19 protein-coding genes and 1 other RNA gene are annotated in these 25,557 nt (G+C 57.9%); 9 read left to right on the plus strand and 11 right to left on the minus strand.

The features are described 5' to 3' along the window. Nucleotides 1-111: 111 nt before the first annotated feature. Nucleotides 112-1,056 (minus strand): tRNA (adenosine(37)-N6)-dimethylallyltransferase MiaA, encoded by a 945-nt coding sequence (gene miaA, locus BXY39_RS01045; RefSeq protein WP_121936988.1) that lies wholly within the window; start codon nucleotides 1,054-1,056, stop codon nucleotides 112-114. Nucleotides 1,057-1,086: 30 nt separating this feature from the next. Between miaA and serB the strand changes: the two genes are divergently transcribed. Further along, on the plus strand, nucleotides 1,087-1,998 hold the full coding sequence (serB, locus tag BXY39_RS01050) for a phosphoserine phosphatase SerB (RefSeq protein ID WP_121936989.1): 912 nt from the start codon (nucleotides 1,087-1,089) through the stop codon (nucleotides 1,996-1,998). A 175-nt stretch (nucleotides 1,999-2,173) separates the two neighbouring features. Here serB and BXY39_RS01055 read toward each other — a convergent pair whose 3' ends face one another. The 3 genes from BXY39_RS01055 to hflK all read right to left on the minus strand — a co-directional run bounded on the left by BXY39_RS01055 (nucleotide 2,174) and on the right by hflK (nucleotide 6,012). Continuing rightward, nucleotides 2,174-3,712 (minus strand): DegQ family serine endoprotease, encoded by a 1,539-nt coding sequence (locus BXY39_RS01055; RefSeq protein WP_211332026.1) that lies wholly within the window; start codon nucleotides 3,710-3,712, stop codon nucleotides 2,174-2,176. Between the two features lie 315 nt (nucleotides 3,713-4,027). Beyond that, nucleotides 4,028-4,900: a protease modulator HflC gene (hflC, locus tag BXY39_RS01060; protein WP_121936991.1), complete on the minus strand. Its 873-nt coding sequence runs from the start codon at nucleotides 4,898-4,900 to the stop codon at nucleotides 4,028-4,030. A 5-nt stretch (nucleotides 4,901-4,905) separates the two neighbouring features. Next, nucleotides 4,906-6,012 (minus strand): FtsH protease activity modulator HflK, encoded by a 1,107-nt coding sequence (hflK, locus tag BXY39_RS01065; protein ID WP_121937676.1) that lies wholly within the window; start codon nucleotides 6,010-6,012, stop codon nucleotides 4,906-4,908. 212 nt (nucleotides 6,013-6,224) lie between these two features. Between hflK and BXY39_RS01070 the strand changes: the two genes are divergently transcribed. Next, on the plus strand, nucleotides 6,225-7,382 hold the full coding sequence (locus tag BXY39_RS01070; protein ID WP_121936992.1) for an Mrp/NBP35 family ATP-binding protein: 1,158 nt from the start codon (nucleotides 6,225-6,227) through the stop codon (nucleotides 7,380-7,382). Between the two features lie 48 nt (nucleotides 7,383-7,430). On the opposite strand, the gene folA is transcribed toward BXY39_RS01070, so the two are convergent. The 4 genes from folA to BXY39_RS01090 form a co-directional block, all read right to left on the minus strand. Then, nucleotides 7,431-7,913: a type 3 dihydrofolate reductase gene (gene folA / locus BXY39_RS01075; protein WP_121936993.1), complete on the minus strand. Its 483-nt coding sequence runs from the start codon at nucleotides 7,911-7,913 to the stop codon at nucleotides 7,431-7,433. Next, nucleotides 7,913-9,877: an ATP-binding protein gene (locus BXY39_RS01080; RefSeq protein ID WP_121936994.1), complete on the minus strand. Its 1,965-nt coding sequence runs from the start codon at nucleotides 9,875-9,877 to the stop codon at nucleotides 7,913-7,915. The genes folA and BXY39_RS01080 overlap by 1 nt, the downstream gene beginning before the upstream one ends. Beyond that, entirely contained in the window at nucleotides 9,874-10,668 is a 795-nt protein-coding gene (locus BXY39_RS01085) for a thymidylate synthase (RefSeq protein ID WP_121936995.1), read from the minus strand. Before BXY39_RS01085 ends, BXY39_RS01080 begins: the two co-directional genes overlap by 4 nt. Nucleotides 10,669-10,875: 207 nt before the next feature. Beyond that, a complete protein-coding gene (locus BXY39_RS01090; protein ID WP_121936996.1) occupies nucleotides 10,876-11,481 on the minus strand; it encodes a fatty acid desaturase family protein in 606 nt (201 codons plus the stop codon). A gap of 182 nt (nucleotides 11,482-11,663) precedes the next feature. Between BXY39_RS01090 and ssrA the strand changes: the two genes are divergently transcribed. Further along, nucleotides 11,664-12,038: a transfer-messenger RNA gene (gene ssrA, locus BXY39_RS01095) on the plus strand. A 25-nt stretch (nucleotides 12,039-12,063) separates the two neighbouring features. Here the strand turns inward: ssrA and BXY39_RS01100 are convergent. Then, nucleotides 12,064-13,182: an NAD(P)/FAD-dependent oxidoreductase gene (locus tag BXY39_RS01100; protein WP_121937677.1), complete on the minus strand. Its 1,119-nt coding sequence runs from the start codon at nucleotides 13,180-13,182 to the stop codon at nucleotides 12,064-12,066. Nucleotides 13,183-13,288: 106 nt separating this feature from the next. Here BXY39_RS01100 and BXY39_RS01105 point away from each other — a divergent pair, with 106 nt between their 5' ends. The 3 genes from BXY39_RS01105 to BXY39_RS01115 all read left to right on the plus strand — a co-directional run bounded on the left by BXY39_RS01105 (nucleotide 13,289) and on the right by BXY39_RS01115 (nucleotide 15,971). Continuing rightward, nucleotides 13,289-13,912 carry an SspB family protein gene (locus BXY39_RS01105; RefSeq protein WP_121936997.1) on the plus strand — a complete coding sequence of 208 codons (624 nt, stop codon included), beginning with the start codon at nucleotides 13,289-13,291 and terminating at the stop codon, nucleotides 13,910-13,912. Between the two features lie 100 nt (nucleotides 13,913-14,012). Continuing rightward, on the plus strand, nucleotides 14,013-15,659 hold the full coding sequence (locus BXY39_RS01110; RefSeq protein WP_121936998.1) for a fumarate hydratase: 1,647 nt from the start codon (nucleotides 14,013-14,015) through the stop codon (nucleotides 15,657-15,659). A 27-nt stretch (nucleotides 15,660-15,686) separates the two neighbouring features. Then, nucleotides 15,687-15,971, plus strand: coding sequence for a ribbon-helix-helix domain-containing protein (locus tag BXY39_RS01115; RefSeq protein WP_245998934.1), 285 nt, complete (start codon nucleotides 15,687-15,689; stop codon nucleotides 15,969-15,971). Here BXY39_RS01115 and BXY39_RS01120 read toward each other — a convergent pair. Then, on the minus strand, nucleotides 15,968-19,678 hold the full coding sequence (locus BXY39_RS01120) for an AsmA family protein (protein WP_121937000.1): 3,711 nt from the start codon (nucleotides 19,676-19,678) through the stop codon (nucleotides 15,968-15,970). The genes BXY39_RS01115 and BXY39_RS01120 overlap by 4 nt on opposite strands. Nucleotides 19,679-19,974: 296 nt before the next feature. Here BXY39_RS01120 and BXY39_RS01125 point away from each other — a divergent pair, with 296 nt between their 5' ends. The 3 genes from BXY39_RS01125 (at nucleotide 19,975) to BXY39_RS01135 (ending at nucleotide 25,263) form a co-directional block, all read left to right on the plus strand. Next, the gene (locus BXY39_RS01125; protein ID WP_121937001.1) at nucleotides 19,975-21,768 is read left to right on the plus strand and encodes a chloride channel protein; all 1,794 of its coding nucleotides are present in this window, start codon (nucleotides 19,975-19,977) and stop codon (nucleotides 21,766-21,768) included. A gap of 130 nt (nucleotides 21,769-21,898) precedes the next feature. Beyond that, nucleotides 21,899-24,310: an ATP-dependent helicase gene (locus BXY39_RS01130; protein WP_121937002.1), complete on the plus strand. Its 2,412-nt coding sequence runs from the start codon at nucleotides 21,899-21,901 to the stop codon at nucleotides 24,308-24,310. A gap of 35 nt (nucleotides 24,311-24,345) precedes the next feature. Continuing rightward, nucleotides 24,346-25,263, plus strand: a complete 918-nt coding sequence (locus BXY39_RS01135) for a 50S ribosomal protein L11 methyltransferase (protein ID WP_121937003.1) — start codon at nucleotides 24,346-24,348, stop codon at nucleotides 25,261-25,263. A gap of 47 nt (nucleotides 25,264-25,310) precedes the next feature. Here the strand turns inward: BXY39_RS01135 and BXY39_RS01140 are convergent, their stop codons facing one another. Next, nucleotides 25,311-25,511, minus strand: a complete 201-nt coding sequence (locus BXY39_RS01140) for a hypothetical protein (protein ID WP_121937004.1) — start codon at nucleotides 25,509-25,511, stop codon at nucleotides 25,311-25,313. Nucleotides 25,512-25,557 lie beyond the last annotated feature (46 nt).

The raw sequence follows: 25,557 nt of genomic DNA on the forward strand, positions 1-25,557 counted from the left end.
CTGCGCACCCCTTGTCCGAGAGGTCCACATCCTTTCCAAAGATACAGAGGCCGCGCCCAACTGATGTTGCGGCGCGGCATAAGACGACCATATGATAACAAAATTACTCAGTCAATTGATTTTTCTTGTCATAAATGATATTAAATCCGGTGTTTTTGTTTCCATATCTTGCGCATCAACAGCCTGCCAATCCGTGCACTGATGCCGGAACCACGTCAGCTGCCGTTTGGCAAAGCGTCTTGTCTGGACCTTGGCGCGTTCAATGGCCACGGACAAATCCCGATGCCCGGACAGGTAGTCCGACAGACTCGGAACACCCAGGGCGCGCATGACCGGCCTGTCGTCAGGCAGCCCGCGCGCCAGAAGCGCCTTGACCTCCTCCAGGGCCCCCTGGTTTATCATCATTTCGAACCGGGCATCACACCGTGCATAAAGGCCCGCCCGTGGCCAGTTCAGCACCCAGCGTGTCAACAGTCCCTGATCAAGGAGCGGCTTTAAAGGACCCGGCGCGGTTCTTTCCTGATAATGGGACAGAGATTTGCCGGTCGCCTCGATCACTTCGAGGGCACGGGCGATACGCTGGCTGTCGGCGGCGTGTAACTTTTCCGCCATGGCCGGATCCGCGACGCGCAAACGATTATACATGTGACCCACGCCATAGGCAGCCATATCGGCACGCACCTGCGCCCTTACATCCACGGGGATATCCGGGACCGTGGCGATCCCTTCGACAATTGTCCGGAAATAGAGCCCCGTGCCGCCAACGAGAATAGGCAAACGGCCCTCTTTCCAGGCCGCTTCAACCTCAATCATCGCATACTGACACCAGGCACCGGCGGAAAATGCCTCGTCACCGTCCACAGTCCCGTACAAGGCATGGGGAATACGAGCCGTTTCCGCCGGTCCGGGCCGCGCCGTGAGCACGGCAAGGTCACGGTAGACCTGCATACTGTCGGCGTTGATGACAACGCCGCCCAGCGCCTCGGCCACCCTCAGCGCCAGAGATGACTTGCCGCTGGCCGTCGGGCCTGCAATAAAAAGGGCGCTTTTTCTCAAATCAACACTCCATCAGGGATAATGGGTCTTATGAAGCGGGTGCTGAGCCTGATCGTCAACCCCGCGCATGGTCATGCATCGGATGCACTGCGGGCCGCCATGGAACGCGTCGGCACCTTGCTGGCAAAAGAGGGACATACCCCCGACTGGAAGACCCTGAGCACGGGAGAAGCGGTTGAAACCATATTTGAGACAAGCGAGGAAAACCTTGACCATGTCAGGGCACATCTGCCGCCACTGCTGCATGATCTGCCAGTAGACCGGGCTCTGCTGCCCCCGGACCAGCGCCGCAAGGCGCTGTTTCTGGCGGACATGGATTCGACCATGATCATGATCGAATGCATCGATGAACTGGCCGATTATGCCGGCGTCAAGGATCAGGTCGCGAAAGTCACGGAAGCCGCCATGCGCGGGGAGCTTGATTTCGCGGCTTCCCTGCGGGCCCGCGTCGCCCTGCTATCGGGCCTGAATGCAGATGTTCTGGAAGCCTGTTATACGGAGCGTGTCCGCATAACACCCGGCGCGGAAACCCTCGTAAAAACCATGACGGCGCATGGAACGCACACGGTTCTTGTATCGGGGGGATTTACATTTTTCACCGGCCGGGTTGCCGCACGGCTTGGTTTTGACGAACACATTGCCAACCGGCTGGATATCAGGGACGGGCGATTGACCGGAGAGGTCCTGCCGCCAATCAGCGATGCCAACACCAAACTGGCGACCCTGGAAGACAGACGCAGCAAAATGCAACTGACGAAACATCAGACGCTGGCGGTGGGAGACGGAGCCAATGACGTGCCGATGATCCATGCCGCGGGACTGGGTATTGCCTTCCGCGCCAAGGAAAAAGCGGTACAGGCCGCCGACGTTGCCCTGTCACACACGGACCTCGGGGCCGTGCTGTTCTTGCAAGGCTATTCCAGACCTGAGTTCGCGGCCTGAGCACGTCGCCTTGGGCTCGTCGGCCCTGAACATGCTGACAACGGCACGGTGCCCACGCTGGCAACATTGCCGGTCACCCGCATATCCCTTTCAGCCCCGTATCTCTTCGAAAAAAGCAAAAAGGGCCGGAAATCCAGCCCTTTTCGTAATTTTGAAAGACGCAGGCAGACAGCGGTCAGCGCTTACCGTCTCCAGTTTCATCCGCATCACCGTCGCTGACGAGCGGCAGCAAGATATGAACGGTGTTGCCCCGGAAATGGACAAGGAGCAAAGCGTTCTCACGACCGTCTTCCAAGGCTTCATCCAACAGCTGGACCACCTCGACAGGTTCGGAAACCGGGCGCTGGTTGACACGGATGATCACGGTACCGGGTCGTATACCATTACGGGCCGCAGGGCTGCGGCGTACGACGCGGGTAGCCACCACGCCGTCCACATCCTCGTCGATGCGGTAACGGCGGCGCAGGTCAGCGGTGATGGGAGACAGTTCCATGCCCTGGACAAGGGCACGATCCCCAAACGGGTTTTCCTCATCATCCTTCCGGCCTGCGGAATCCTCGTCATCCTCGAAATCGCTGTCATCCCGCTCGCCGGTTCTGACGCTCAGGGTTACACGCTCACCGGCTCGGATCAGGATCATATCGACATCGCGGTCAATCTCGGTCCGGCCGACCAGACGGGACAGCATGGCCGAGTCCTTGATCGGTTTGCCATCCCACTCGGTGATGACATCGCCGGGCTGCACACCCGCCGCCGCGGCAGGGCTATCCGGAAAAACACGGCTGACCAAAGCACCCTCATCCGTTTCAAGCCCCAGACTTTCAGCGTATTCCTTGGTCATGGCCTGGATGGATACACCCAGCCAACCGCGCCGCACGCGGCCGAATTCGCGAATCTGATCGATGATGTAACCGGCATAATTGGACGGAATGGCAAAGCCAATCCCCACATTGCCGCCCGATGGCGAGAAGATCAGCGTGTTCACACCGATGACCTCGCCCTCCATGTTGAACATCGGTCCACCGGAATTGCCCCTGTTGATGGGGGCATCCGTCTGTATGAATTCCACATTGGAATTGCCGATTTGACGGTTGCGCGCGGAGATGATCCCCGCTGTCACCGTACCGCCCAGACCATAAGGGTTTCCAATGGTCATCACCCAGTCACCAATACGGTCACCGTCACTGTTCCCCCACCCCACATTGGGCAAAGGCTCGTCGGCCTCGATCTTCAGCAGGGCCAGATCGGAACTTCTGTCACGGCCAACGATGTCAGCCTCATATTCGTCACCGTCAATGGTGATAACCGTGATTTCGTCGGCTTCCTCGATCACATGGTAGTTGGTCACCACATAGCCGTCCGCATCGATGATAAAACCGGACCCGAGAGAGCGGGCCTCGCGGGGTTCATCCCCTTCATCGAACTGTTCACGGAATTCCTCCCAGAGGTCGCCGAACGGCGTGCCTTCAGGCAGATCGGGTAAACGCCGTCCCCGGCGGGCCGGAATATTCTGCACGGTCGAGATATTGACCACCGCCGGCGAATATTTCTCCACCAGATCGGCAAAACTTTCCGGCGCACCCCGTGCTTCGGCAGAGCCTGTAAAAGTGAACAAAGCCGACAGGACAACGGCCAGTGCCAGGGCCAGAAGTCCCCATCGGCGGACATGGGCCATGTCACGCTGTCGATTTACAATATTGATGCGAGTGGTCACGCACACACTCCTTCTTTTAAAACAAGCGCCGCCTCTCAGAGGCAAAATCCTTATGACGGCGGTATCCCAAGTCAACCGGTCGATCACCATCTTTCAGTATCTGCAGGGTTTCATCGGTCTGCACTGATAACACGGTATCGCGGTTGCCGCCGTTACAGCATTTAGGTGCCGGTCAGTCGGTGCCAAGCCGCTTTGCGGTAGGATGTTTTGCGACTGCGACAAGCAGTCATGCAAAACACCCATACAGCATAGTTTACGCCTCTTATACCACCGGGATCACATAAACCCTGTGCGCAATCGCGTTACCCGGACCTGTTATCGGTTTTCGCTCTGCGCTTCCATGAACAGCTTGAAGAATTCACTGTCAGGCGAAAGAACCAGGGTGGTGTCATCCTTTCCAAGGGCTTTGCGATATGCCTGCATGGTCCGATAGAATTCGAAGAATTCCTTGTCCCGGCCAAAAGCCTCGGCAAATACGCGCACGGCGACGGCATCGGCCTCACCGCGGATCTTCTGGGCCTCTCTTTCAGCATTCGCCAGGGTTTCAGCCACTTCCCGGTCCGCGCCGGCACGGATCTTCAGAGCCTCTTCCTGCCCTTCAGCGCGCGCCTGAGCGGCCTCGCGCTGACGTTCCGTCTCCATGCGTTGGAAAATGGACTGGCTGTTTTGGGGCGGCAAATCAACGCGTTTGAGACGAACGTCGATCACTTCCAGACCAATGGACTGGGCACGCTCATTGGTCAGGTTTTCAATTTGCGCCATCAGCGCGCGCCGCTCGCCGGAGACAATGGCCGGCATTTCCTGGGTGGCCAGAATCTGACGCACCGCCGACTGCATGATCCGTTCCAAGAGATCGGCGGCTCTGAGTTCGGTCCGGGCCGCCTGGTACATCCGCAGGGGATCGACAATCCGGAACCGGGCAAAGCTGTCAACCAGGATCCGGCGCTGATCGCTGGCGAGCACTTCCTGAGGCGGCACATCAAGGCTGAGGATGCGCTTTTCCAGCAAAATCACCTGCTCGAAAATCGGCATCTTCAGATGAAGGCCGGACTCCGCGATGGTCCGTTTGGGCTCTCCGAACTGAACAACAATGGCCTGTTTGCGTTCATCAATAACGAAAAAAGCCCCGGCGGCCACGAATACGGCGATCACGGCCACGACAATGAGGGAAATCAATCTCGCATTCATGGCGCTTACTCCCCACCCTGGCTGCGTTTCTGCAGCTCGTTGAGCGGCAGATAAGGCACAACCCCGCCGCCTGCCTGACCGTCGAGAATGATCTTGTCCATACCGGACAGGATTTGTTCCATGGTTTCCAGATATATCCGTTGACGGGTTACATCCTTGGCCGCCTGATATTCGTTATAAACGGAAATAAAGCGCGCGGCTTCACCCTCGGCGCGGGCCACGGTTTCCGCGCGGTAGGCTTCGGCCTGCTGGATAAGACGCTGGGCATTCCCGCGCGCCTCCGGTAGGACACGGCGACGATAGGCATCGGCTTCATTCTTGAAACGCTGCTGATCCGCCTCGGCCCGTTGCACATCCAGAAAAGCGTCTTTCACTTCGGCCGGTGCCTCGGACTGGTTGATCTGAACCCGGACGATATCGATCCCGCTTTCATACTCGTCGAGAATGCTCTGGATGCTGGTCTCGGCGTCCTGTTCGATCTGACCGCGCGCTGTGGTGATGACGGGCGTGATCCGGTCTTTACCGACCAGTTCCCGCATCACGCTTTCTCCAACCGATTTCACAGTGGAATCGGGTTCACGCAGGTTGAACAGGAAATTGCCAAGATCGGAAATCCGCCAGACGATGTTGAACTTGATATCGACGATATTTTCGTCACCGGTCAGCATCAGACTTTCGTCGCGGGCTTCGACTGTCTGGCGACCACCCCGGCTGGCGCGGGACCGGCTGCCGATTTCAGTGGTGATTTCGTCCGTAACAGGGCGGACAATTGCTGTTTCTATGGGATACGGCAGATGCCAGTGCAGACCCGGTGCGGCGGATTCGGTCCAGCGTCCGAATTGCAGGACAACGCCCTGTTCGTTCGGTTCCACACGGTAAATGCCGCTGCCAAGCCAAATCACCAGGACCAGCAACAAAACAAGCCAGATACCATTCTGGCCACCCGGCAGCGCCTTGCGAAGCTGTTCCTGGCTTTTGCGGATGAATTCGTCGAACTGGGGGTCACCGCCCGGTCCGCGCCCTCCCGGACCACGCCCTCCGGAACCGCCGGACCGCGAACCGTCGCCCCAGGGGTTGGGACGGTCACCGCCGCCATTGCTTTGCCATGGCATAATATCTGTCTCCCAAATTGTCGGGTTTGTCGCGCAGACAAAACCGCGCTTTCCCAAGCGCATCGCCTTTTCCGGAATATACGCTACATCAGGCACGCTGAACCGTTTCATGCGTGAGAACAAAGCCCGTGTTCTTGGCATTCTATATATGTTAGGCACCCCGGCACTGCAACGGTTCCCGGCAACACGCCAAACAGGAGCGGCACTGGATTATGACATCACCGGACAAAGAGAGCCTGAAACAAGCGGTTAAGGATGCCTTGGCAACCATAACGGTGCCTGACGGAGAGGTTAAAAAAGCGGGCAGTCCGGCGCAGGATATCGTCGGCGCGGGACTGGTCAGCGCGGTTATCGTTGACGATGAGGCGCGTGCAGGCATCGTGCTGGATTTCGGGACATCGGCACCCGGCGATGTGGAAGCCTTGCGGACGGCGGCGGAAAACGCCGCCAGAAATGTCAATGGCATCACGCAGGCCAATGTGGTGCTGACCGCGGCAAAAACAGAAACGGCTGCCAAGACCGCGTCTGCCAGGCCACGGCCGAACCAGACAGGTCCCGCCCCTACCCTGAAGCGCACACCGCCGCCACCGCCGAGCCCGAAAGAAATCCCCGGTATCCGGCATATTATCGCGGTTGCCAGCGGCAAGGGCGGCGTGGGCAAATCAACGACATCCATCAATCTGGCGCTGGGCCTCAAGGAACAGGGCCTGAAGACCGGTATTCTGGACCTTGACATTTTCGGGCCGTCGCTGCCGATGTTGCTCGGACTGGATGCACGTCCCAACGCCGAAGACAAAAAAATCATCCCCCATGTGGCACACGGCCTGACGGCCATGTCGATCGGCTTTCTTCTGGATGTGGATCAACCCGTGGTCTGGCGCGGCCCCCGCGTGATGGGTGCCACCCAGCAATTGATTCATGAAGTCGCCTGGGGCGAACTGGACGTTCTGGTCATCGACATGCCGCCCGGCACCGGCGATGTACAGTTGACACTGGTGCAACAGGCACCGCTGTCAGGCGCGGTGATTGTCTCAACGCCGCAGGACCTGGCCCTGATAGACGCGCGCAAGGGACTGGCCATGTTCCGCAAGGTTGGAACACCGGTTTTCGGATTTATTGAGAATATGAGCTATCTGAACTGCCCCAGTTGCGGGCATGAAATCCATGTTTTCGGACATGGCGGCGCCGAAGCGGCTGCGCAGGAACTGAACACCCCGTTTCTGGGCCGTGTCCCTTTGCACATGCGTATCCGCGAAAGCGCGGATGCGGGCAACCCGATCATGGTGTCGGACCCCGATTGTCCCGAAGCTGCCGCATACAGAAGCATCGCCCGCAAAGTGGCACACAGCCTGGAAACCGCTGAAGGTTAGACCGGCGGTCTCTGCGGCAATTTCGAGAGACCCGGCGACGCAGCGCTCTCAACGGCGCTGCAAAATCCGGAAAGCCAATGCGGGACATCCAGCATCGGCTGGGACGTCACGACGCCCGATCTCATCCCAGTCGGTTTCGTCAAACTCCGGGAACACCGTGTCTCCGTCCACCTCCGCGTCAATCTCGGTGATATAGAGGCGATCAGCCAATGGCAGGGCTTGGGCGTAAATCTGTGCGCCGCCTATGACCATTGCTTCATCCGCGGCAGCGGTCCTGTCCAACGCAGCCTCAAGGCTGTGGACGGTGACGGTGCCGGCATGGCTCCAGTCCTCCTGGCGGGAAATCACGATATTGTCACGCCCAGGCAAAGGCCGTCCGATGGACTCAAAGGTACGGCGCCCCATGATGACCGGCTTTCCCATGGTGACCGCCTTGAAATACTTCAGGTCAGTCGGCAGATGCCACGGCATGCCGCCGTCACGGCCGATGACATTGCTCCGTGCGCGGGCAACGATCAGACTTGTGGTCATCAGAAAATCACATCGTCTTCGAGAACACCGTCGGATGGCATGATTTCCAACGGCAAATGAACCTGAAGCGTACTGCCGATAGTCAAGGTGCTCTCCACATGAATGAAACCGCCCATGCGCTCAACAAGTTCACGGCAAATGGCCAATCCCAGTCCGACGCCCCCATGCTGCCGCGAGTGGGCTGCATCCACCTGGGTAAACCGGTCGAAAAGCGAAGGCAATTTGGAACTGGGGATACCGATACCGGTGTCGGTAACCTGCATCACCCAGCCGGGCGCGCCGTTGTCCATGGGTTTGTGCGCCATCCGAATGGTCACACCGCCCTCTTCCGTGAATTTAATCGCATTTGACGACAGGTTGATCAGAATCTGCCGCAATCTGATCATGTCCCCCATCAGTTGCTCGGGCAAGGTTTCATCGACCGTAACGTTGAGGGTCAGGCCCTTGTCGGCCGCCTGTTTGCGTAACAGGGACCTGACACGATCGGCCAGGTCCCGCACCCGGAAAGGCGCCTTCTCGATGCGCATCTTGCCCGCTTCCAGCTTTGCCAGATCCAGAATGTCATTGATAAGACGCAAGAGGTGATTGCCGCTTTCATTGATATCAACGGCATAATCCACATAGCGCTTGTCACCGACCGGCCCCAGGGACTGATCCGCCAGGATTTGCGAAAAGCCCAGTATGGCGTTCAGCGGTGTGCGCAATTCGTGACTGACCGTGGCAAGAAACTCGGATTTGGCGCGGTTGGCCGTTTCAGCGGCCTTGCGGGCATCAACCAGCTCGTCATTCAGACTTTGCAGCAGTTTATTATGCTGTTCGAGTTCCTTATGAGCATTTTTCAGCGCCCGCGTACGCCGATAGACAATTTCCTGCACCCTGTTCGCCCGCATCGATTGGGTGCGCATGATGAACAGAACCAACCCGATCAGGACCAGACAAACACTGGCCGTAATGACGGCACGGCCATAATCGGCCGGAATAAGGCTCCTTGGTGCCGACGTACGCGCCTGCCAGATATTCGCGCCAAGCCGGATGGTTCGGCTGAAGCTGTATCGGTCATTGTCCCGATAGGGATCATCTGTACCGGCCGCTTCAACACCGTTGACACTGTAGGGCTGTGCTTCGCCAAATCCCCGAACCTGCGCGCCATCGGCGGAAGACGCGTAAAAAGCCATCGAAATACCGCCCACAGGTGCCGATAGACGCGCTTCCTCCAGCAGGGCATCAAGGTCTTCCAACTGGACGACGAATGCATCCATACCGTCAATCGGCCCGACGGGGGAAACCAGCAATATGGTCGCACTGCCGCCGACCTCGGCCACGGTCGGCGGCGCCGGCGTGGTCACGGACATGCCCTTCATACGTGCCTCGCGCAGTATGGCGGCAATATCCTCATAGGCGCTGATATCAATCCCTATCAGCTGCATATGCCCGACAAGATTTTCAGAGGCGTCGGCGAACCCGATCTCCGCCATGTAAATGACAAAGGCCTCCCCTTGCAGAGGTCCGCGCGGCGGCGCATCCTCAAAACGCCGGATCATGAAATCCGCCCGCCCGCCACGTCTGGCGCGGTCCACTATGGCGTCACTGTTTTCAGCGGGCGCGGCCAGTACCAGTGTCACCACCCGCGGCGTTGCGAAAAGCGTCGCATCGATCTCGAAAAAACGTTGCAGGTCCTCATCCGAAAGCGCGTCTGTCGTTGACGAGAAACGTTGTAGGCTCTCCGCCGTCTGCAAACGCTGGTCGATCTGCCGGGCGGCCCGGTCAATCATCAGATTGGCGGCTGCCTGAAACGTGGCGTAGGCTTCCCGTTCCGCCGAAAGGATGGATTCACGCGTGGCGGACCATGTGATGCCAAGCCCGATCAGCAGCACCAAAGCCATTAGAAACCGCTGGCGCATTCCACGGCTGTCATCGCGGCGGGTAACGGGAACCTGCGCCTGGCCTGGCGGTATTTTCATCATACGGCAACGGCCGCCTTGATATGGGGATGGGCCTCATAGTCTTCGATCCGTATATCGTCATAGGTGAAAGCGAACAGGTCTTTGACATCGGGGTTCAACCAAAGGCGTGGCAGCGGTTTTGGCGTGCGCGACAGTTGCAGGTCGGCCTGCTCGATGTGGTTGGAATAAAGATGCGCATCACCGAGGGTATGAACGAAATCTCCCGGTTTCAGTCCACAGACCTGCGCCACCATATGGGTCAGCAGCGCATAAGAAGCGATGTTGAAGGGAACGCCGAGGAAAACGTCGGCGCTGCGTTGGTATAACTGGCAGGACAAACGCCCATCCGCCACGTAAAACTGAAACAAACAGTGGCAAGGCGGCAAGGCCATATGGTCCACATCGGCAACGTTCCAGGCGGAAACAATCAGCCGCCTGCTGTTCGGGCTTTGCCGGATACCGGCCAGCACGTTGGTAATCTGATCGACGGTTCCGCCATCCGGTGTTGGCCAACTGCGCCACTGATGACCGTAGACAGGACCGAGATCCCCTTTGTCATCGGCCCATTCATCCCAAATGGAAACGCCGTTATCCTTTAAATAGCCGATGTTGGTATCGCCCGTGAGGAACCACAGCAATTCGTGGATGATCGATCTGAGATGCAGCTTCTTGGTGGTGACGAGCGGAAACCCCTTTTCAAGGTCGAAACGCATCTGATGACCGAAAACGCTATAGGTACCAGTACCTGTACGGTCACCACGGTACGTCCCGTCACGACGAATCCGGGCCATCAAATCATGATACTGACGCAAGATGTCCTCTCTCGGCTGGAGCAATAAACAAGAAAGACTAGCTATAGATTTCGCCATATATCAAGGCAAGCCCATGGCAAAATGGCAACCGGGAATAACACGGAAAAATTGCACAATAAAAACCTGGCACAGAACAATCTGCACAGCGCAATGCTTCCGAAGGTCCGGATTTCAGATTGTTGCGATCCCTGCCCGGATACGCCAGCGTCAATCGGCCGGGCCGTGCAAATGGACGTCTCGACCCGAGTGACGTTTCAGCACATCCACCGCGATGCGGTCTTGTAACCCGTTGCCTGTCCGCACCCATAGCAGATATCCGCCCAGCGCCCTTTCCTGTCGGTGGCGCTGATCCATCCTCTGCTTGAGCTGAGCGGCATACAAACCGCCCAGAATGGCGCCCGACAGACCAAACCAGATCGTCAACACCACGGATTGCCACGTTTCCAGGCCATTGGCCGAAGCAACGCCGATACCCGCCAGAAGAAGCACGTAAATCGGCAGAAAGATCAAAACTCCTAGCCCGCTCATCCGACTGGCTGCATCCACATGGGCGCGCCGGGGCACACTGGCGTCATCTTCCAGATCACGCATCGAGGTCACGTCCCGGCCCAGGATGCCGCTGATTTCACTGATGCTGCGCGGACGGGAAATCGCCGCCTGGTCAAACCCCCGGATTTCCAGATCGTAAATGGCGGCCTGCATGTCCCGTTCAGTATCGAAAAGGGCCACCGCCTCGCGGATATTACCGCGCGGACCGGTTTTCGCAGACCAGCGCCATGGTTGGGGTGTGATGACAGTCGCGTCGGTCATCATGGCCTTGTTCCTTCCCTGTCGGGCCGGCGCCATCGAGCGCCGACCAGGTTGCTGGAGCCACTCGAAACAGGATTTTCAGTCTGCCACAGACCGGTCCGCTGTGAGAAATCAACTGTGCGTCACTGCCTGCAAGCGCGGCGGGGTGGTCCGGCCGCATCGATCAAGGACCGTTTTTGCCGCTTTCTCTTTAAATGCCTGAAAGCTTTGCCTATATTAGGAGGGCTGGTTTGCCAGCTATGGCGATAAACGGCGCAGTCAGTATATATAGCGGACCCGGGGGCGGTACCCGGCGCCTCCACCATCAGCAGCCGCGCACAGCATGGATTATGGCGGCTGTTGATGATGGGGGCGAAACAGGATCGACGTGTGTAGAACGCTGTAAGCCTTTCGCCCGGCATGGTTCCGCCGTGATGGGCCACCTTTGATAAATGCCAACGACAACGACGTCGAGTTTGCTGTTGCCGCGTAAGCGGTTCCTGTAAACTGCATTTACTGAATTCCTGAAGATTGACATCTTCAGGTGGGGGCTGGCCCACCTAGCAACAGAACGGGCCACCTGACCTGATCGCTTCCCTACAGATTTCAGTCCCCCAGAAGCGCTGCGACATACTCGCCGATGGCAAGAGACGATGTCAGGCCGGGACTTTCGATACCGAAGAGGTGCACGACACCGCCTGCACCATGGTCCTCGGGACCAAGAATACAGAAATCGGCATTGGGCACGCCCTTGGGAACCAGCTTTGGGCGAATACCGGCGTAATCGGGCGACAGACGGTCCGGGTCCACTGCCGGCCAATAACGCCGGATTGAAACGGCAAACTTGTCCCGGAGACTATCGGGCACACTGTAATCAGGCGCGTCCACCCATTCGATATCGGGGCCGAAACGAATCTGGCCGGACATATCCAGACCGGCGTGCAGACCCAGACTGCCATCCACGGGCAAAGGGTATATCAGGCGGGAAAACGGACTTTTACCGGACAGGGAAAAATAATGCCCCTTGGCATAATATAAAGGCGGAATATCCAGATGCGGATGCCCGGTTATTACGCCCGCCAGGCCCTGTGCCCCGAGGCCCGCAGCATTCACAAACCGTTTTGCCTTGAGGCGCATGTCCGAGGCACCGCCAACCGTCAGTTCAATACCTTCGCCGGTCACCCGACCGTCAACAACCGGCGCACGCGGTACAATGATACCACCCCGATTTTCAAGCACACCTTCAATCGCCAGCATCAGTTCGTGCTGATCCACTATGCCGCTGGACGGTGAGAGGATCGCGGCCACCGCGGACACATCGGGCTCCAGGGCCCTGACCTGATGTGCATCCAGAATAGTCAGGTCTGTAACATCATTGTCCACCGCTTTGGCTTGCAGGGCCTCCAACGCGGTGATTTCGGACATTCCGGCCGCGACCACCAGTTTACCGCAGCGTCGATGCGCAACACCGTGCGCGGCACAGAAATCATATAGAAGATGCTTGCCCCGAACGCACAGACGGGCCTTCAAACTGCCCGTCGGATAATAAAGCCCAGCGTGGATCACGCCGGAATTGCGACTGGACGTGACACTGCCGGTACGTTCTTCCGCTTCCAGCAGCAGAACCTCGCGTCCATCTTCCGCCAAGGCTTTGGCAATGGCCAGGCCGACCACACCACCACCCGCGACAACCGTATCAACGGCCTCTTTTTCTCTTGTCCGCATGAGCGGCAGAATTCCCTCTTCACGGTCAAGGGTCAAGTCGATATAAGGGGGCGGCAAAGTGATTTTGATGGCCTGAACGGGCCGCTGCAACCGCCAACGGACAAGCATGACCGACACGCATATCGATTATGACAAGAAAGTTCAGGACGCCCTGAGACAGGTGGTTCGTTCCGTCCTGACGGAAGCAGCGCGCGACGGCCTGAAAGGCACGCATCATTTCTATATCGCTTTCAAAACCCAGGCTGACGGGGTATCGGTACCCAGTCACCTGATGCAGCGTTTCCCCGATGAAATGACCATCGTTCTGCAACACAAATTCTGGGGACTGAAAGTTCTGGAAGACCGGTTCGAGGTTGGCCTCTCCTTCAATCAGAAACCTGAACATCTAGTCATTCCCTTCGAAGCGATTGTCGGTTTTGTCGACCCGAGCGTACAGTTCGCCTTGCAGTTCCACGACGACGGCTCTGTAAATGGCGAAGAAGGAGAAGGCATCGACGGGACCGCCGCCGATTTGCAGGATGCTCCCGGCAGCGGCGTACATGATGCCTTTTTCCAGGCACAACCGGATACCGACGAACCACAGGACCGCGATGCCGCGCCTGACGAGGAACCGGACAATGCCATCACCGAACCCGAAGCCGGCTCGAAACCGGATGGGAATGGTGATGGCAGCGACGATGATACCGGCGGCAACAATGTTGTCGCACTGGATGCTTTCCGGAAGAAATAAGCTCTCCCCGGTCTTTGTAGTGCCACCCCTTTCCCAATGACGGATTAGGCCCTATAACGCTGGCATTTGACACCCAAACGCCAGCGTTAAGGAGTCCCCGATGCCTGATACCGCCAGCCCCACGCCCGCAGATGCCACACCGCAATGGTCATACAGCCCGCTGTTTCAGACAGGTGAAGACACCACATGCTACCGCAAGATCGCGGGCGATTTCGTTTCCACCATCGAAGTGGATGGCAGAACCATTTTGAAAGTGGCCGACGAGGGACTGGAATTGCTGACACGTGAGGCAATGTCGGATATCGCCCATCTGCTCAGACCCGGCCATTTGCAACAGTTACGCAACATTCTGGACGATCCGGAAGCCAGTGAAAACGACCATTTCGTGGCCTTGGAACTCCTGAAAAACGCCAATATTGCCGCAGGACGGGTGTTGCCAGGCTGCCAGGATACGGGCACAGCCATCATCATTGGTAAAAAGGGGCAGAATGTCTGGACAGACGGAGACGACGCAGCGCCTCTGACCAAAGGGGTGATGCGTACCTATACCGAAACCAATCTTCGTTACAGTCAGATGGCGCCCCTGAGCATGTTCCGGGAAAAGAACACCAAGAATAACACACCGGCACAGATCGACCTGTATGCCACCACAGGAAATGAATACCATTTTCTCTTCATTGCAAAAGGCGGCGGAAGCGCCAACAAATCTTTCCTCTATCAGGGAACCCCGGCCCTGCTGAGAGAAGACAAACTGCTGGCGTTTCTGGATGAAAAGATCAAAACGCTGGGAACTTCCGCCTGCCCGCCTTATCACCTGGCTGTGGTGATCGGCGGTCTTTCGGCAGAACAGAATCTGTCTGTCGTGAAAAAGGCATCCACGCGCGATCTGGATACGCTGCCCCGAGAGGGGGATGAAACAGGCCGTGCCTTTCGTGACGTCGAGATGGAAGCCAAAATCCATGACATGACACGCAATATGGGGATAGGAGCGCAATTCGGCGGCAAATATTTCTGCCACGATGTGAGGGTGATCCGACTGCCACGCCACGGTGCCAGTCTGCCCATCGGCATCGGCGTGTCATGCTCGGCAGATCGTCAGGCCAAGGCCAAGATCACGCCTGACGGCATTTTCCTGGAGCAACTGGAAACAGACCCGTCGAAATATCTGCCCGAGATTGCGGAAAACGATTTGTCGGATCACGTGGTGCCGGTCAATCTTGACCGGCCAATGAGCGAAATTCTGACGGAATTGAGCAAATACCCGATAAAGACGCGCCTTTCGCTGACCGGCACAATCGTAGTGGCACGGGATTTGGCGCACGCCCGCATCCAGCAACAAATCGAAGCCGGTGCCCCCATGCCGGATTATTTCAAAGACCATATCATCTATTACGCAGGCCCCGCCAAAACGCCGGAAGGATATGCGTCCGGTTCCTTCGGGCCGACAACAGCGGGCCGAATGGATGCTTATGTCGGGCCGTTTCAGGCGTTGGGCGGGTCAATGGTCACGCTTGCCAAAGGCAACCGCAGTCGTGACGTCACGAAAGCCTGCGCCGAACATGGCGGGTTTTACCTGGGGTCCATTGGCGGGCCAGCGGCTATCCTGGCACAGAATAATATCAAAAAGGTCGAAGTCCTGGATTTCGAGGAATTGGGAATGGAAGCCATATGGAAAATCGATGTGGTCGACTTCCCCGCCTTTATCGTGGTTGACAACAAAGGCAACGATTTCTTCAAAGACATCTGATCAGCTTTATCGGCCATGGGTATCGGAATGCTAAATCTGGATGAGGCACGACTGGAAAAGCATTCCGTTACCATTGCGGGACACCGCACATCGATCTCGCTGGAACGGGCTTTCTGGCGACATTTGCGCAGTTTGGCAGCAGATCGCGGGCTGTCGGTGAATGAACTGATCCGCCGGCTGGACGAGGCCCGTACGGGATCCCTGTCAGGGGCATTGCGCAGCTTCGTCCTGCAGGAACTGGAAGCCGCAGTCACAGACCGCCATGATACGATCAAAAATACCACGGACGGTCACGAGCCACCCATTGTCTAATTTGTGCCATCCCGGTCATCTTCCTTTGTATTGTTCTTTTGCTTCTGAGCCTTCTGCTGCTCCTGCAGCTTTTTCAGGACATCAAAAGCACGACCAAACACGGCTGCTCCCGGATTGGTCTCGGCGGGTGTCTGAGCGGCAGCATCCTGGGTCTCAAAACGGTTCAGCAAGGTCGCACGTAATTTGCGTTCAATTCCCGCCAGCACAAAACGTTCCAACAGACGGCTTTGCCATGTGACGGAAGGACCGGATAGCGGCCCTTGATAACGGACAGGAATAGCCGGTGCGTCCAACGGCCGCGACAGGGACAGTTGGCCGCGAATATCCATAAGAGCATCAGCCAAATTGACCTGTCCGTCCAAATTGAACTGACCCCAGTCACCTTCAGCACCAAAACGTTCAATAAGTGCCACCCCTTCATCCAGGGTGATGCGGGTCTCCATTGCAGTGAAACGACTTTCCCCGTCTTTGAGAAAACCACCGATACCGCCCAGAAAAGCACGTGGGGAATCAGCATTTTCAATACTCCGGACCAGTCCGGGAACACCCAGAAAATTCAGACTGCCGGCATACCCCGTGACCGTGACCTCACCGGTCAGTGCCGCAATCATGTCATTGACCGTATCCCCCCGGGCCCCAAGGTCCATCTGGGCCTGGGCCTGCCCGCTTAAGACCGGACGCAGGCCGCTGCCGGTTAACGCCGCCGCCAAGTCGATTCGGCTAGCGCTGAGATTGCCGGTAAAACCCGGCGTCGAACCGCCGGATACAACGACATCGCCCGTGAGTGTCCCATCATTCAATTGCGCCCCTTCCCCCAGCGAAAGGCGCACAGTCTGTCCCGTCAGTATCAGGGCGGCATTCGGCGCTGTTAAACGCTGCCCGTACAAGGTGATAGTCTGCAAAGTCAACGCCACTGTACCGCGCATGTCTTCAAGAGGTGACAGCGATGCGGACAGACGCGTTGGCTCCGCAGCGGCGTCACCGGTAACCGGTGCACCATCATGGCCGGCGGACAATGAGGAAACGTCCAGACCGGCCACGGCCAGCCGGCCCGACAGATTGCGGCCATCCCGCAAACCCAGCATACCCGATACGCTGCCCGCACCGTTGCGCAGGATGACATCCTGTAGCGACCAGTTTGCGACAGCCCCATCATCGTCGCCAGCCGCCGCGTCACCGATCAGACGCGCCTCAAGACTGAGCGGCGCCATTTCGTCTGCGAGCGGCATCAACGGCATCAGTTGGCTGGTAGCGTTCACAGCCGTGGGGTGAGTGTATGTCAATGCCAGGTCCGCACCGTCGTCGACCACACCGGATACCGTCATCTGCCCACCAGCCAATGCCCCACTGATACGCAATTGCACAGGCTGGCGGGGGGCACCCCCCGCAGGGCCGGTCGCCGGTTGAGGAGCACTGACAGCCGTGAACGTCACATCCACAGGCACGGACTGCACCATATCGGCCCCCATAAGACGGGCAAGAGGAGCCAAATCCGCATGATCCAGTTGGCCCTGCAGGTCAAACCCGGAAAGATTACCGGCTTCGGGCAGCATGGAAATATCACCGTTCAAGGCCAGACGCGCCGCTTCACCATCCTGTGCCTCGGGCAGCAGACTTGTCTCGACCGAGACACGCATTTGACGGGAATCCCCTTGCAAGGTCATGCCGCCACTGATGGCCTTCGCCCCCAGCGCGTCCAGATAAGGCAGGCTTTCCGGTAAATGGGCCCGCAAGAGGGGAAGAGTCCAACGCTCCACACTCAGATTGGCTGTCAGCCCCCAGTCCACACCGTTACTTTTTGGCGTGTTTTGTCTGTCTGCCCGCCGTGAAATGGACCCTCGCAGAGCAAGGCGGCCGTTCCCCTCTTCAAGGCTGACTGTTTCGATTTGGACTCCGTCCGGCAGCAATAACGCTTCAGCACGCAAACGGTCGTAACGGCGGCCCCGCCAATGTACCATATTGACATCAAACATTATGTCCGTACCGGTATCCTCGGCCCAGGGAAAGGCCAGATTCACAGTGCCCGGGGCATCGGCATGCAGCGTATCCGGGCGATCAGAGGATGCGCTCTCTTCACTTTCAGAAAGAGCGTCGCGAATCATATCGTCATCAAGATAAGCATCCAGATTAACGTCACTGACGGTCAGCTGTATCTGGCGGACAGTACCGTTCATACTGCCGATGGCACCGCCGGCAAAGCGGCTGGTATCAATCTGTCCCTTGATACCGGACAGCTGCCAGTCGTCATCCGTAATATCGACACCGGCGGCAAGTCGGGCTGTTGCCAGCCGACCGGGGCGGACATCGCCGGGAATGGACAGGCCGGCCCATTTTATAAGGTCCGGCAGATTGCCACTGTCCACATTTAATGTGCCGCTGAACAAACGCCCGGTGGACAAGAAAACATCACCGGCAAGCGACAGGCTGGTTCCGCCGGGCATAAGTGCCTGTCCGCGTGTCAGGGCGATCCGGTCATCCCTGAATGCAAATCCGGCATCAAGTTGCTGTACGACCCCGCCATAAAGCGCGATCCCCTCGACACTGACATCCAATGTACCGGCAAACGGCAAGACGATGTCACTTTCCCGAGCATCCTCGCCGGCCTGAGAATCCTCACCGGAACGTCCTGTCGTATTGTCCCGCGCTTCTTCAGTTCCCTGCAACCAAGGTCCAATATCCAGAATTCCCAAGGCCAGTGTTCCCGCGAGATGCAGTTTGTCGCGTTCGACAATGGTCAGATCCAGATTACCCGACGTCTCACCGAGGCTGAGCGTCCGGCTGACAAGGCGCGTGACATTTCCGCGCCGCTCCACCTGCATATCCAGCTTGTGGGGTATATTCGGCCCAAGAGGCTTTGATGGGGTTGTATCCTCATCTCCGGCCATCACCGCACTGGCGAGGCGTGTCCCGCGTGCCATGAGATCAGATAGGTTGTCGCCTTCGAGCACCATACGGCCATTCAAGCCACCATCGTCCAGCAGACGTCCCGAAATCGTCATAACAGTACCGCCAAGAACGATGTCGGTGCGAACGGACAGCTCGGTGCCGGCAGTGCGGCTATCCTCAGGCTGCGTATCAGATATGGGGACCGGTCGCAGGCGCCCGGACACAGCCACCTCTTCACCACCCACCGCGAATCCAACAGCCCAGTCCAATGGTCCTGTCGGCAATGTCCCGCTGAGCGTACCGCCGATAGTCTCCAGCAATATGGGCGCCGCGTCCGGCCTGATGACGGAAAGGCGCCCATTGCGCAATTTCAGGGCACCAATGCTGATCCCGTTGGCACCGGCGTCACTGCTCTGTGTCCCGTTCTGCGCCCCGTCTGCAACCGGCCAGCCGCGCACCTGCCATGCACCCGCCACCTGCTCAACCGTCAGGGAAACACCGTCCAGTTCAAGACTACCGATACTGACCTGTCCCTGGAGCAGATCAAAAAGATCAAGGTCAACGGCGATCCGGTCAGCCACCGCGACCGGTTCACCACTGAGAGGCGCGGAAATAGAGACAGCTTCAGCGGCAAAAGCCGGCCCCGGCAGCAAGGACAGGCGAATTTCGCCGCCCAGCCTTACCGCCAGACCCAGTTGGTCCGATACGGCCCTTGCGATACGGTCCCGGTAGCTGTTCCAGTCGACGAACGTCACTGCGATAGCAAGCGCCAGGACCAGCCCTACAAGACCAAGGACAATTCGGACAAACCAGCGTGTCATGGTCCTAACGCTCCTTTAAAATACCGGGTTTGATAAACTTTCCAAGGTGCCTGGATATATAAGAATATCAGACGGTGCCAACCATACCAGTTTACCGGAACACCCTCTTGCCAGAGACTTTACCCATGAATGCGGCAGGGGCATGACGCTTTTTCCTTAACGCGGCAATTTTCCTTGCTCTAAAATGGACGCAAAAGCTCAATGAGCCGGTACAAAAACCGATTGGGCATGGACAATGGGGGGATCATGCACGAAACCGGTCGTCAATATATCCATATGGATATGGGGATGATAGCGTGAATGGCCCACGCGACAGTTCGGTCACGGACCATTTGCGCAGGTTTGTCGCCGGTGGCAGGCGTACCCATGCGGTTTTTCTCATTCTCGCGGCCCTGACCGGATTGGCGGCAGGATATGCGGCCATCGGCTTCTATCTGGCGATCGATATTCTGCTCGGCGTGACATACGGCGTTGGAGAAGCCCAACTGGCAACAGGTGCACGTGGACTGGCATGGTGGCATTTGTTACTGGTTCCGACACTGGGCGGTCTGGTGATCGGGCAGGTTATCCGCTTCATCGACGGGAAAAGCGCACGCGGAGTACCGGACGTGATCGAGGCCGCGGCCCTGCGCGATGGCAGGGTCGACCTGAAAGACGGCCTGATGAGTGCCGCCGCCACTATAGCCAGTCTGGGTGTTGGCGCCTCCACAGGCCGGGAGGGACCTGTTGTGCATCTGGGTGCGACCTTGTCCAGCGCCCTGTCCGAACATCTGCATCTGAATCCCCCCATGCGCCGCACCCTGCTTGGCTGCGGCGTTGCCGCAGCGGTCGCGGCATCTTTCAACGCACCCATCGCAGGCGTATTTTTCGCACTGGAAGTCATTCTTGGTCATTATGCCTTGCATGCCTTTGCTCCCATAGTCGTATCCGCTATTGCCGGCACGCTGGTCAGCCGCGCCCATCTGGGGGATTATCCCGCTTTCGCCGTGGCTGAATACGCCTCCGCAAGCGTTCTTGAATTTCCGGCCTTTATACTGCTGGGACTGCTGAGCGCCGGCATCGCCATCATCTTCATGCGCAGCATCAGCATCACGGAAACGATGCGGGAAAGGTATTTGGCCTCTATCCCCGTCTGGCTTCTGCCGGGACTGGCCGGACTGCTGATCGGACTGATTTCTCTTGTCTTTCCCGAAATTCTCAGCGTCGGCTATGAGGCGACCAACCGCGCCATAAACGGTGCTTATGATTTAAGTCTTCTGATACCGCTGATCCTGGCGAAGATCGCCGCGACCACCATTTCCCTTGTCGGACGTTTCGCGGGCGGGGTGTTCAGCCCGTCACTTTTCATTGGCGCTATGGCCGGCGCCAGTTTCGGGTTGGCCGCGGCCAAGGTCTTTCCCGCCCTTGCCTCTGAACACGGACTGTATGCCATTGTCGGCATGGGGGCCGTGACATCCGCCGTGCTCGGCGCTCCCATCTCCACCAGCCTGATCGTATTCGAGATTACAGGCGACTATAAGGCGACCATTGCGGTCATGACGGCCGCCGCCGTCGCCAGCCTGTGCACGCGTCTTTTCAATCAGGATTCCTTCTTTCATTCCCAGCTTGTCAGACGGGGTGTTTATCTGGTGGGCGGACGCGCCAGTTATCTTCTCAGGTCCAGCCGGGTGGCGGATCATATGACACGGGACTTTGCGACATTACAGGAAAACACGCCATTGCATGAAGCCCGCGCCCGGCTTTTCCTGCAGGGTGGGTCGCTGTTGGTTATCACAGATACCGAAGGCCACATGACCGGTACGCTGTCATTGAGCGACCTGCCAACGGGCCGCGACAATGATGACGCCCTGAACCAACCGGTTTCCGCTTTCATGAGCAGCCGGCCAAATGTGAAAGCCAGCGACGCATTGGAAGTTGCACTGAAACTGTTCGATACAAGCGGTGAAGACATTCTGACTGTCACCAGTCCATCGCATAAAGGTGTCGTTGTCGGCCTGGTGCGTGACCGGGATGTCATGCGGGCCTACAATAGGGCCCTTTTGGAAAGCCAGGGAAATGACGACGGTGTTGACGGCACGACACGGCGCTGAGCCCTGCCCCGCCATGCCAAGGGCATTCTTACCATTCTATATCGTCGCGGAGCCGGCCGCTCCGCAGATATGCAACGGCCCCTAGTCTGACTGCTGGCGCCGGTCGCGGCCACCTGTTATAGACGCCTTCATGACGCATGATCCCGCCGAGCATCACAACAATCCATCCCCGCGGCAAACGGCGCCAAAGGCAGACGCCGAGCGGGGACAACCGCTCTATCTGGAGGGGCTCAACCCACCGCAACGCGAAGCTGTTCTGAAGGTGGAGGGTCCGCTTCTGGTGCTGGCCGGCGCCGGCACCGGCAAAACACGGGTGCTGACAACCCGGATAGGCCATTTGATCGCATCAGGACACGTCCGCCACCCATCGCAAATTCTGGCCGTTACCTTCACAAACAAGGCGGCACGGGAGATGCAGGAAAGGACATCGCGTCTGCTTGGACATCCGGTGGAGGGGCTTTGGATCGGGACCTTTCATGCCATATGCGTGCGAATATTGCGGCGCAATGCAGAACTGGCGGGTCTCAATTCAAATTTCACCATACTGGATACAGACGACCAGATTCGTCTGCTGAAGCAGCTTCTGGCAGCGGAAAATATCGACGACAAACGCTGGCCGGCCCGAATCCTAGCCAGCCTGATCGACCGGTGGAAAAACCGCGCTCTCAGTCCTGAACAGTTGCCGGGAGATGAAACGCAGGCTTTTGCCAACGGGCTGGGGGGCAAGCTGTATGCAGCCTATCAGGCCCGCCTGCAGACGCTGAATGCCTGCGATTTCGGCGACCTGCTGCTACATGTCATCCGTCTGTTCCAAAAACACCCCGACATACTGGCGCAGTATCACCGCCAGTTCCGGTATATTCTGGTGGACGAGTATCAGGACACCAATGTGGCACAATATCTGTGGCTGCGGTTACTGGCACAGAACACCGGCGGCGCCCAACCGGCAAAACACAATATTTGCTGCGTCGGAGATGACGACCAGTCGATCTATGGCTGGCGCGGCGCGGAAGTCGGCAACATCCTGCGCTTCAGTCAGGACTTTCCCGGGGCCGAAGTGGTGCGCCTGGAACAGAATTACCGCTCCACAGGACATATATTGGGAGCCGCATCCGCCCTGATCGCCGCCAATGAAGGCCGGTTGGGCAAGACCCTTTGGACCGATGCCGGCAATGGCGAACCGGTCAGGGTCAGCGGGGTCTGGGATGCCCCGGAAGAAGCACGCGCCATCGGGGACGAAATCGAATCCCTACAGACAAAAGGCCATGGCCTGAATGATATCGCCATACTGGTGCGCGCCGGTTTCCAGACCCGGGAATTTGAGGAAAGGCTTATCACCCTTGGCCTGCCCTACCGCGTTGTCGGAGGACCGCGGTTTTACGAACGGGCGGAAATCCGCGATGCGATGGCTTATTTGCGTGTGATTGCACAGCCCAGCGATGATCTTGCCTTTGAACGGATCATAAATGTACCGAAACGCGGCCTTGGCAGCGCGGCGTTACAAAAACTGCATGGGGTGGCCAGACAACACAGCCTGCCTCTGACACGTGCGGCGCGGCATCCGGACCTGATGGATCAGTTGCGGCCGCAGGCACGCCGGTCTCTGACCGGACTGATGGATGATTTCGACCGCTGGCGGGAAGCCCTGGCCACGGAAAATCATGCCCACGTCACTGAAATGGTGCTGGAGGAATCCGGCTATACGGGAATGTGGCAACAGGATAAATCACCGGATGCGCCGGGGCGGCTGGACAACCTGAAAGAGCTTGTCACAGCCATCGGCGAATTCGAGAATCTTGCCGGGTTTCTGGAACATATCGCCCTGGTCATGGACAATGACGAAAATGACGAAAGAGAAAAAGTCTCCGTCATGACGCTGCACTCGGCCAAGGGGCTGGAATTTGACACTGTTTTCCTGCCCGGATGGGAGGAAGGTATTTTTCCGAACCAGCGCAGTCTTGATGAAGCCGGCCTAAAAGCGCTAGAGGAAGAGCGGCGCCTTGCCTATGTCGGCCTGACACGGGCCAGGCAACGGGCACATATTTTCTTTGCCGGCAACCGGCAGGTTTTCGGCCAGTGGCAGGCCAGTCTTCCCAGCCGCTTTCTGGACGATTTACCTGTCACGCATGTGGAAACGGATACAGCGCAGGGATTGTATGGCAACAGCAACCGCGCGGCACGGGGCGGCTGGGGCTCGGGCAGCTGGGGCGATGCGGATGACAGTTTCGCCGATATGGCGAATACGGCACCCTACGAGGCCAAACAGGATGTTTCTTACGGGGACGATAAATACGGCCCCGGCTGGAAGCGCGCGCAGAGCCAATTGCAGAAAACACACAAACGTCGAGCGCCGGTTCTGACACAGAAAGCCGAGACGACGCGCACGGTCAGCCCCTTCGCGGTGGGAGAACGGGTTTTCCATGACAAATTCGGCTATGGCACCGTAGAGGATGTTGAAGGCACCAAGCTTCTTATCCGCTTTGACAAGGCAGGGGACAAGCGGGTCATGGACCAGTTTGTCAAATCCGCCGATACCGTCTAGGAAAAGGACCCGCCTGGAATGAAGGATCAGAACCGGTGATCGATCAGGTATGGCAGATATCCGGCGATATGGCGGAAGACACCGTCATCCACTTGGATGAAACAGTGTCATTTCTAGCCGACCGCGAAGGGATCGAACCGCCGGTCATATCCGCCTTCGAACAGGAAGGCAGCCCCTTGTGGCGGGTCGATCTGTTTTTTGCCGAAAAGCCGGACAGCGGCTTTCTTGAACGCATTGTGAAAGCACTGGCACTGGAAAACTGGCCGCACGACGCCGGATACATAGAAAAAAGAGACTGGGTGGCTGAAAGTCAAAGGCAACAGCCCCCCATCCGGGCCGGGCGTTTCTTCGTCCACGGTGCACACGACGCGGATAAAATACCGGGTGGAACGGACCCGATCCAGATCGATGCCGGTCAGGCCTTTGGTACCGGGCGACATGAAACCACCTGGGCCTGTCTCACGGTGCTGGATGCCCTGTCTGAAACGCTGAGACCGGATTGTATCCTTGATCTCGGCACCGGGTCCGGCTTGCTGGCGATTGCAGCGCATCGCCTTTGGCCAAAGGCCCATATCCTGGCAAGCGATATCGATGCCACTTCGATTGATGTGGCCTGTGAAAATTTCATCCTGAACCGTGCCAAAACCCGTCTATCCAGAGAAAGATCAGGCAGTATCGACGCCATCGTGGCGGATGGGCTGGAGGATACGATTTTCGGGCAGGAAGGCCCTTTTGATCTGATCGTGGCCAACATACTGGCAGGGCCACTGATCAAATTGTCCGGAGATATTGAGCGGCACCTGCGCACAGGTGGGACACTGATCCTTTCCGGATTGATGACTTTTCAGACCGATGACGTGCTTGATGCCTACAAAAAAACCAGCCTGCAACCGGTCGACCGACTGGTAAAAGGGGAGTGGCTGGCTCTTACCCTTCAAAAGCCAGCCAAATAGGATTTGCAGGACCGTTGCATGATTTACAAGCGGCCCTTTTGGGCCGCTTATGCAGCTGCCGCCTGAGCGTCACGAACGGTACCAAGGGCATTCAACGTGCCCTGAAACCGGCGATCTGCGGGTATGCTGTTACCCTCGCCCTTCAGCGGAGCACTGACCGCGTTAGGGATTTGACCTTCCGCAGCCAAGAGCCCCATGAAACTGTAGGCCTCCAAAACCTCGACATTCGTCTGAACGGCATCTTGCATTTTCTATCTCCTCGCGTCTTATGCCAAACCTGTTGCCTATATGAGT

The organism is Eilatimonas milleporae (assembly GCF_003688555.1).
GTDB lineage: Bacteria > Pseudomonadota > Alphaproteobacteria > Sphingomonadales > Kordiimonadaceae > Eilatimonas > Eilatimonas milleporae.

What these genes read in the sequence shown, in the direction of transcription:
- serB (WP_121936989.1), top strand. Translation starts at nt 1,087, where the DNA reads ATGAAGCGGGTGCTGAGCCTGATCGTCAACCCCGCGCATGGTCATGCA.
- hflC (WP_121936991.1), bottom strand. Translation starts at nt 4,900, where the DNA reads ATGAATGCGAGATTGATTTCCCTCATTGTCGTGGCCGTGATCGCCGTA.
- hflK (WP_121937676.1), bottom strand. Translation starts at nt 6,012, where the DNA reads ATGCCATGGCAAAGCAATGGCGGCGGTGACCGTCCCAACCCCTGGGGC.
- BXY39_RS01070 (WP_121936992.1), top strand. Translation starts at nt 6,225, where the DNA reads ATGACATCACCGGACAAAGAGAGCCTGAAACAAGCGGTTAAGGATGCC.
- folA (WP_121936993.1), bottom strand. Translation starts at nt 7,913, where the DNA reads ATGACCACAAGTCTGATCGTTGCCCGCGCACGGAGCAATGTCATCGGC.
- BXY39_RS01080 (WP_121936994.1), bottom strand. Translation starts at nt 9,877, where the DNA reads ATGATGAAAATACCGCCAGGCCAGGCGCAGGTTCCCGTTACCCGCCGC.
- BXY39_RS01090 (WP_121936996.1), bottom strand. Translation starts at nt 11,481, where the DNA reads ATGATGACCGACGCGACTGTCATCACACCCCAACCATGGCGCTGGTCT.
- BXY39_RS01100 (WP_121937677.1), bottom strand. Translation starts at nt 13,182, where the DNA reads ATGCGGACAAGAGAAAAAGAGGCCGTTGATACGGTTGTCGCGGGTGGT.
- BXY39_RS01105 (WP_121936997.1), top strand. Translation starts at nt 13,289, where the DNA reads ATGACCGACACGCATATCGATTATGACAAGAAAGTTCAGGACGCCCTG.
- BXY39_RS01110 (WP_121936998.1), top strand. Translation starts at nt 14,013, where the DNA reads ATGCCTGATACCGCCAGCCCCACGCCCGCAGATGCCACACCGCAATGG.
- BXY39_RS01115 (WP_245998934.1), top strand. Translation starts at nt 15,687, where the DNA reads ATGCTAAATCTGGATGAGGCACGACTGGAAAAGCATTCCGTTACCATT.
- BXY39_RS01120 (WP_121937000.1), bottom strand. Translation starts at nt 19,678, where the DNA reads ATGACACGCTGGTTTGTCCGAATTGTCCTTGGTCTTGTAGGGCTGGTC.
- BXY39_RS01130 (WP_121937002.1), top strand. Translation starts at nt 21,899, where the DNA reads ATGACGCATGATCCCGCCGAGCATCACAACAATCCATCCCCGCGGCAA.
- BXY39_RS01140 (WP_121937004.1), bottom strand. Translation starts at nt 25,511, where the DNA reads ATGCAAGATGCCGTTCAGACGAATGTCGAGGTTTTGGAGGCCTACAGT.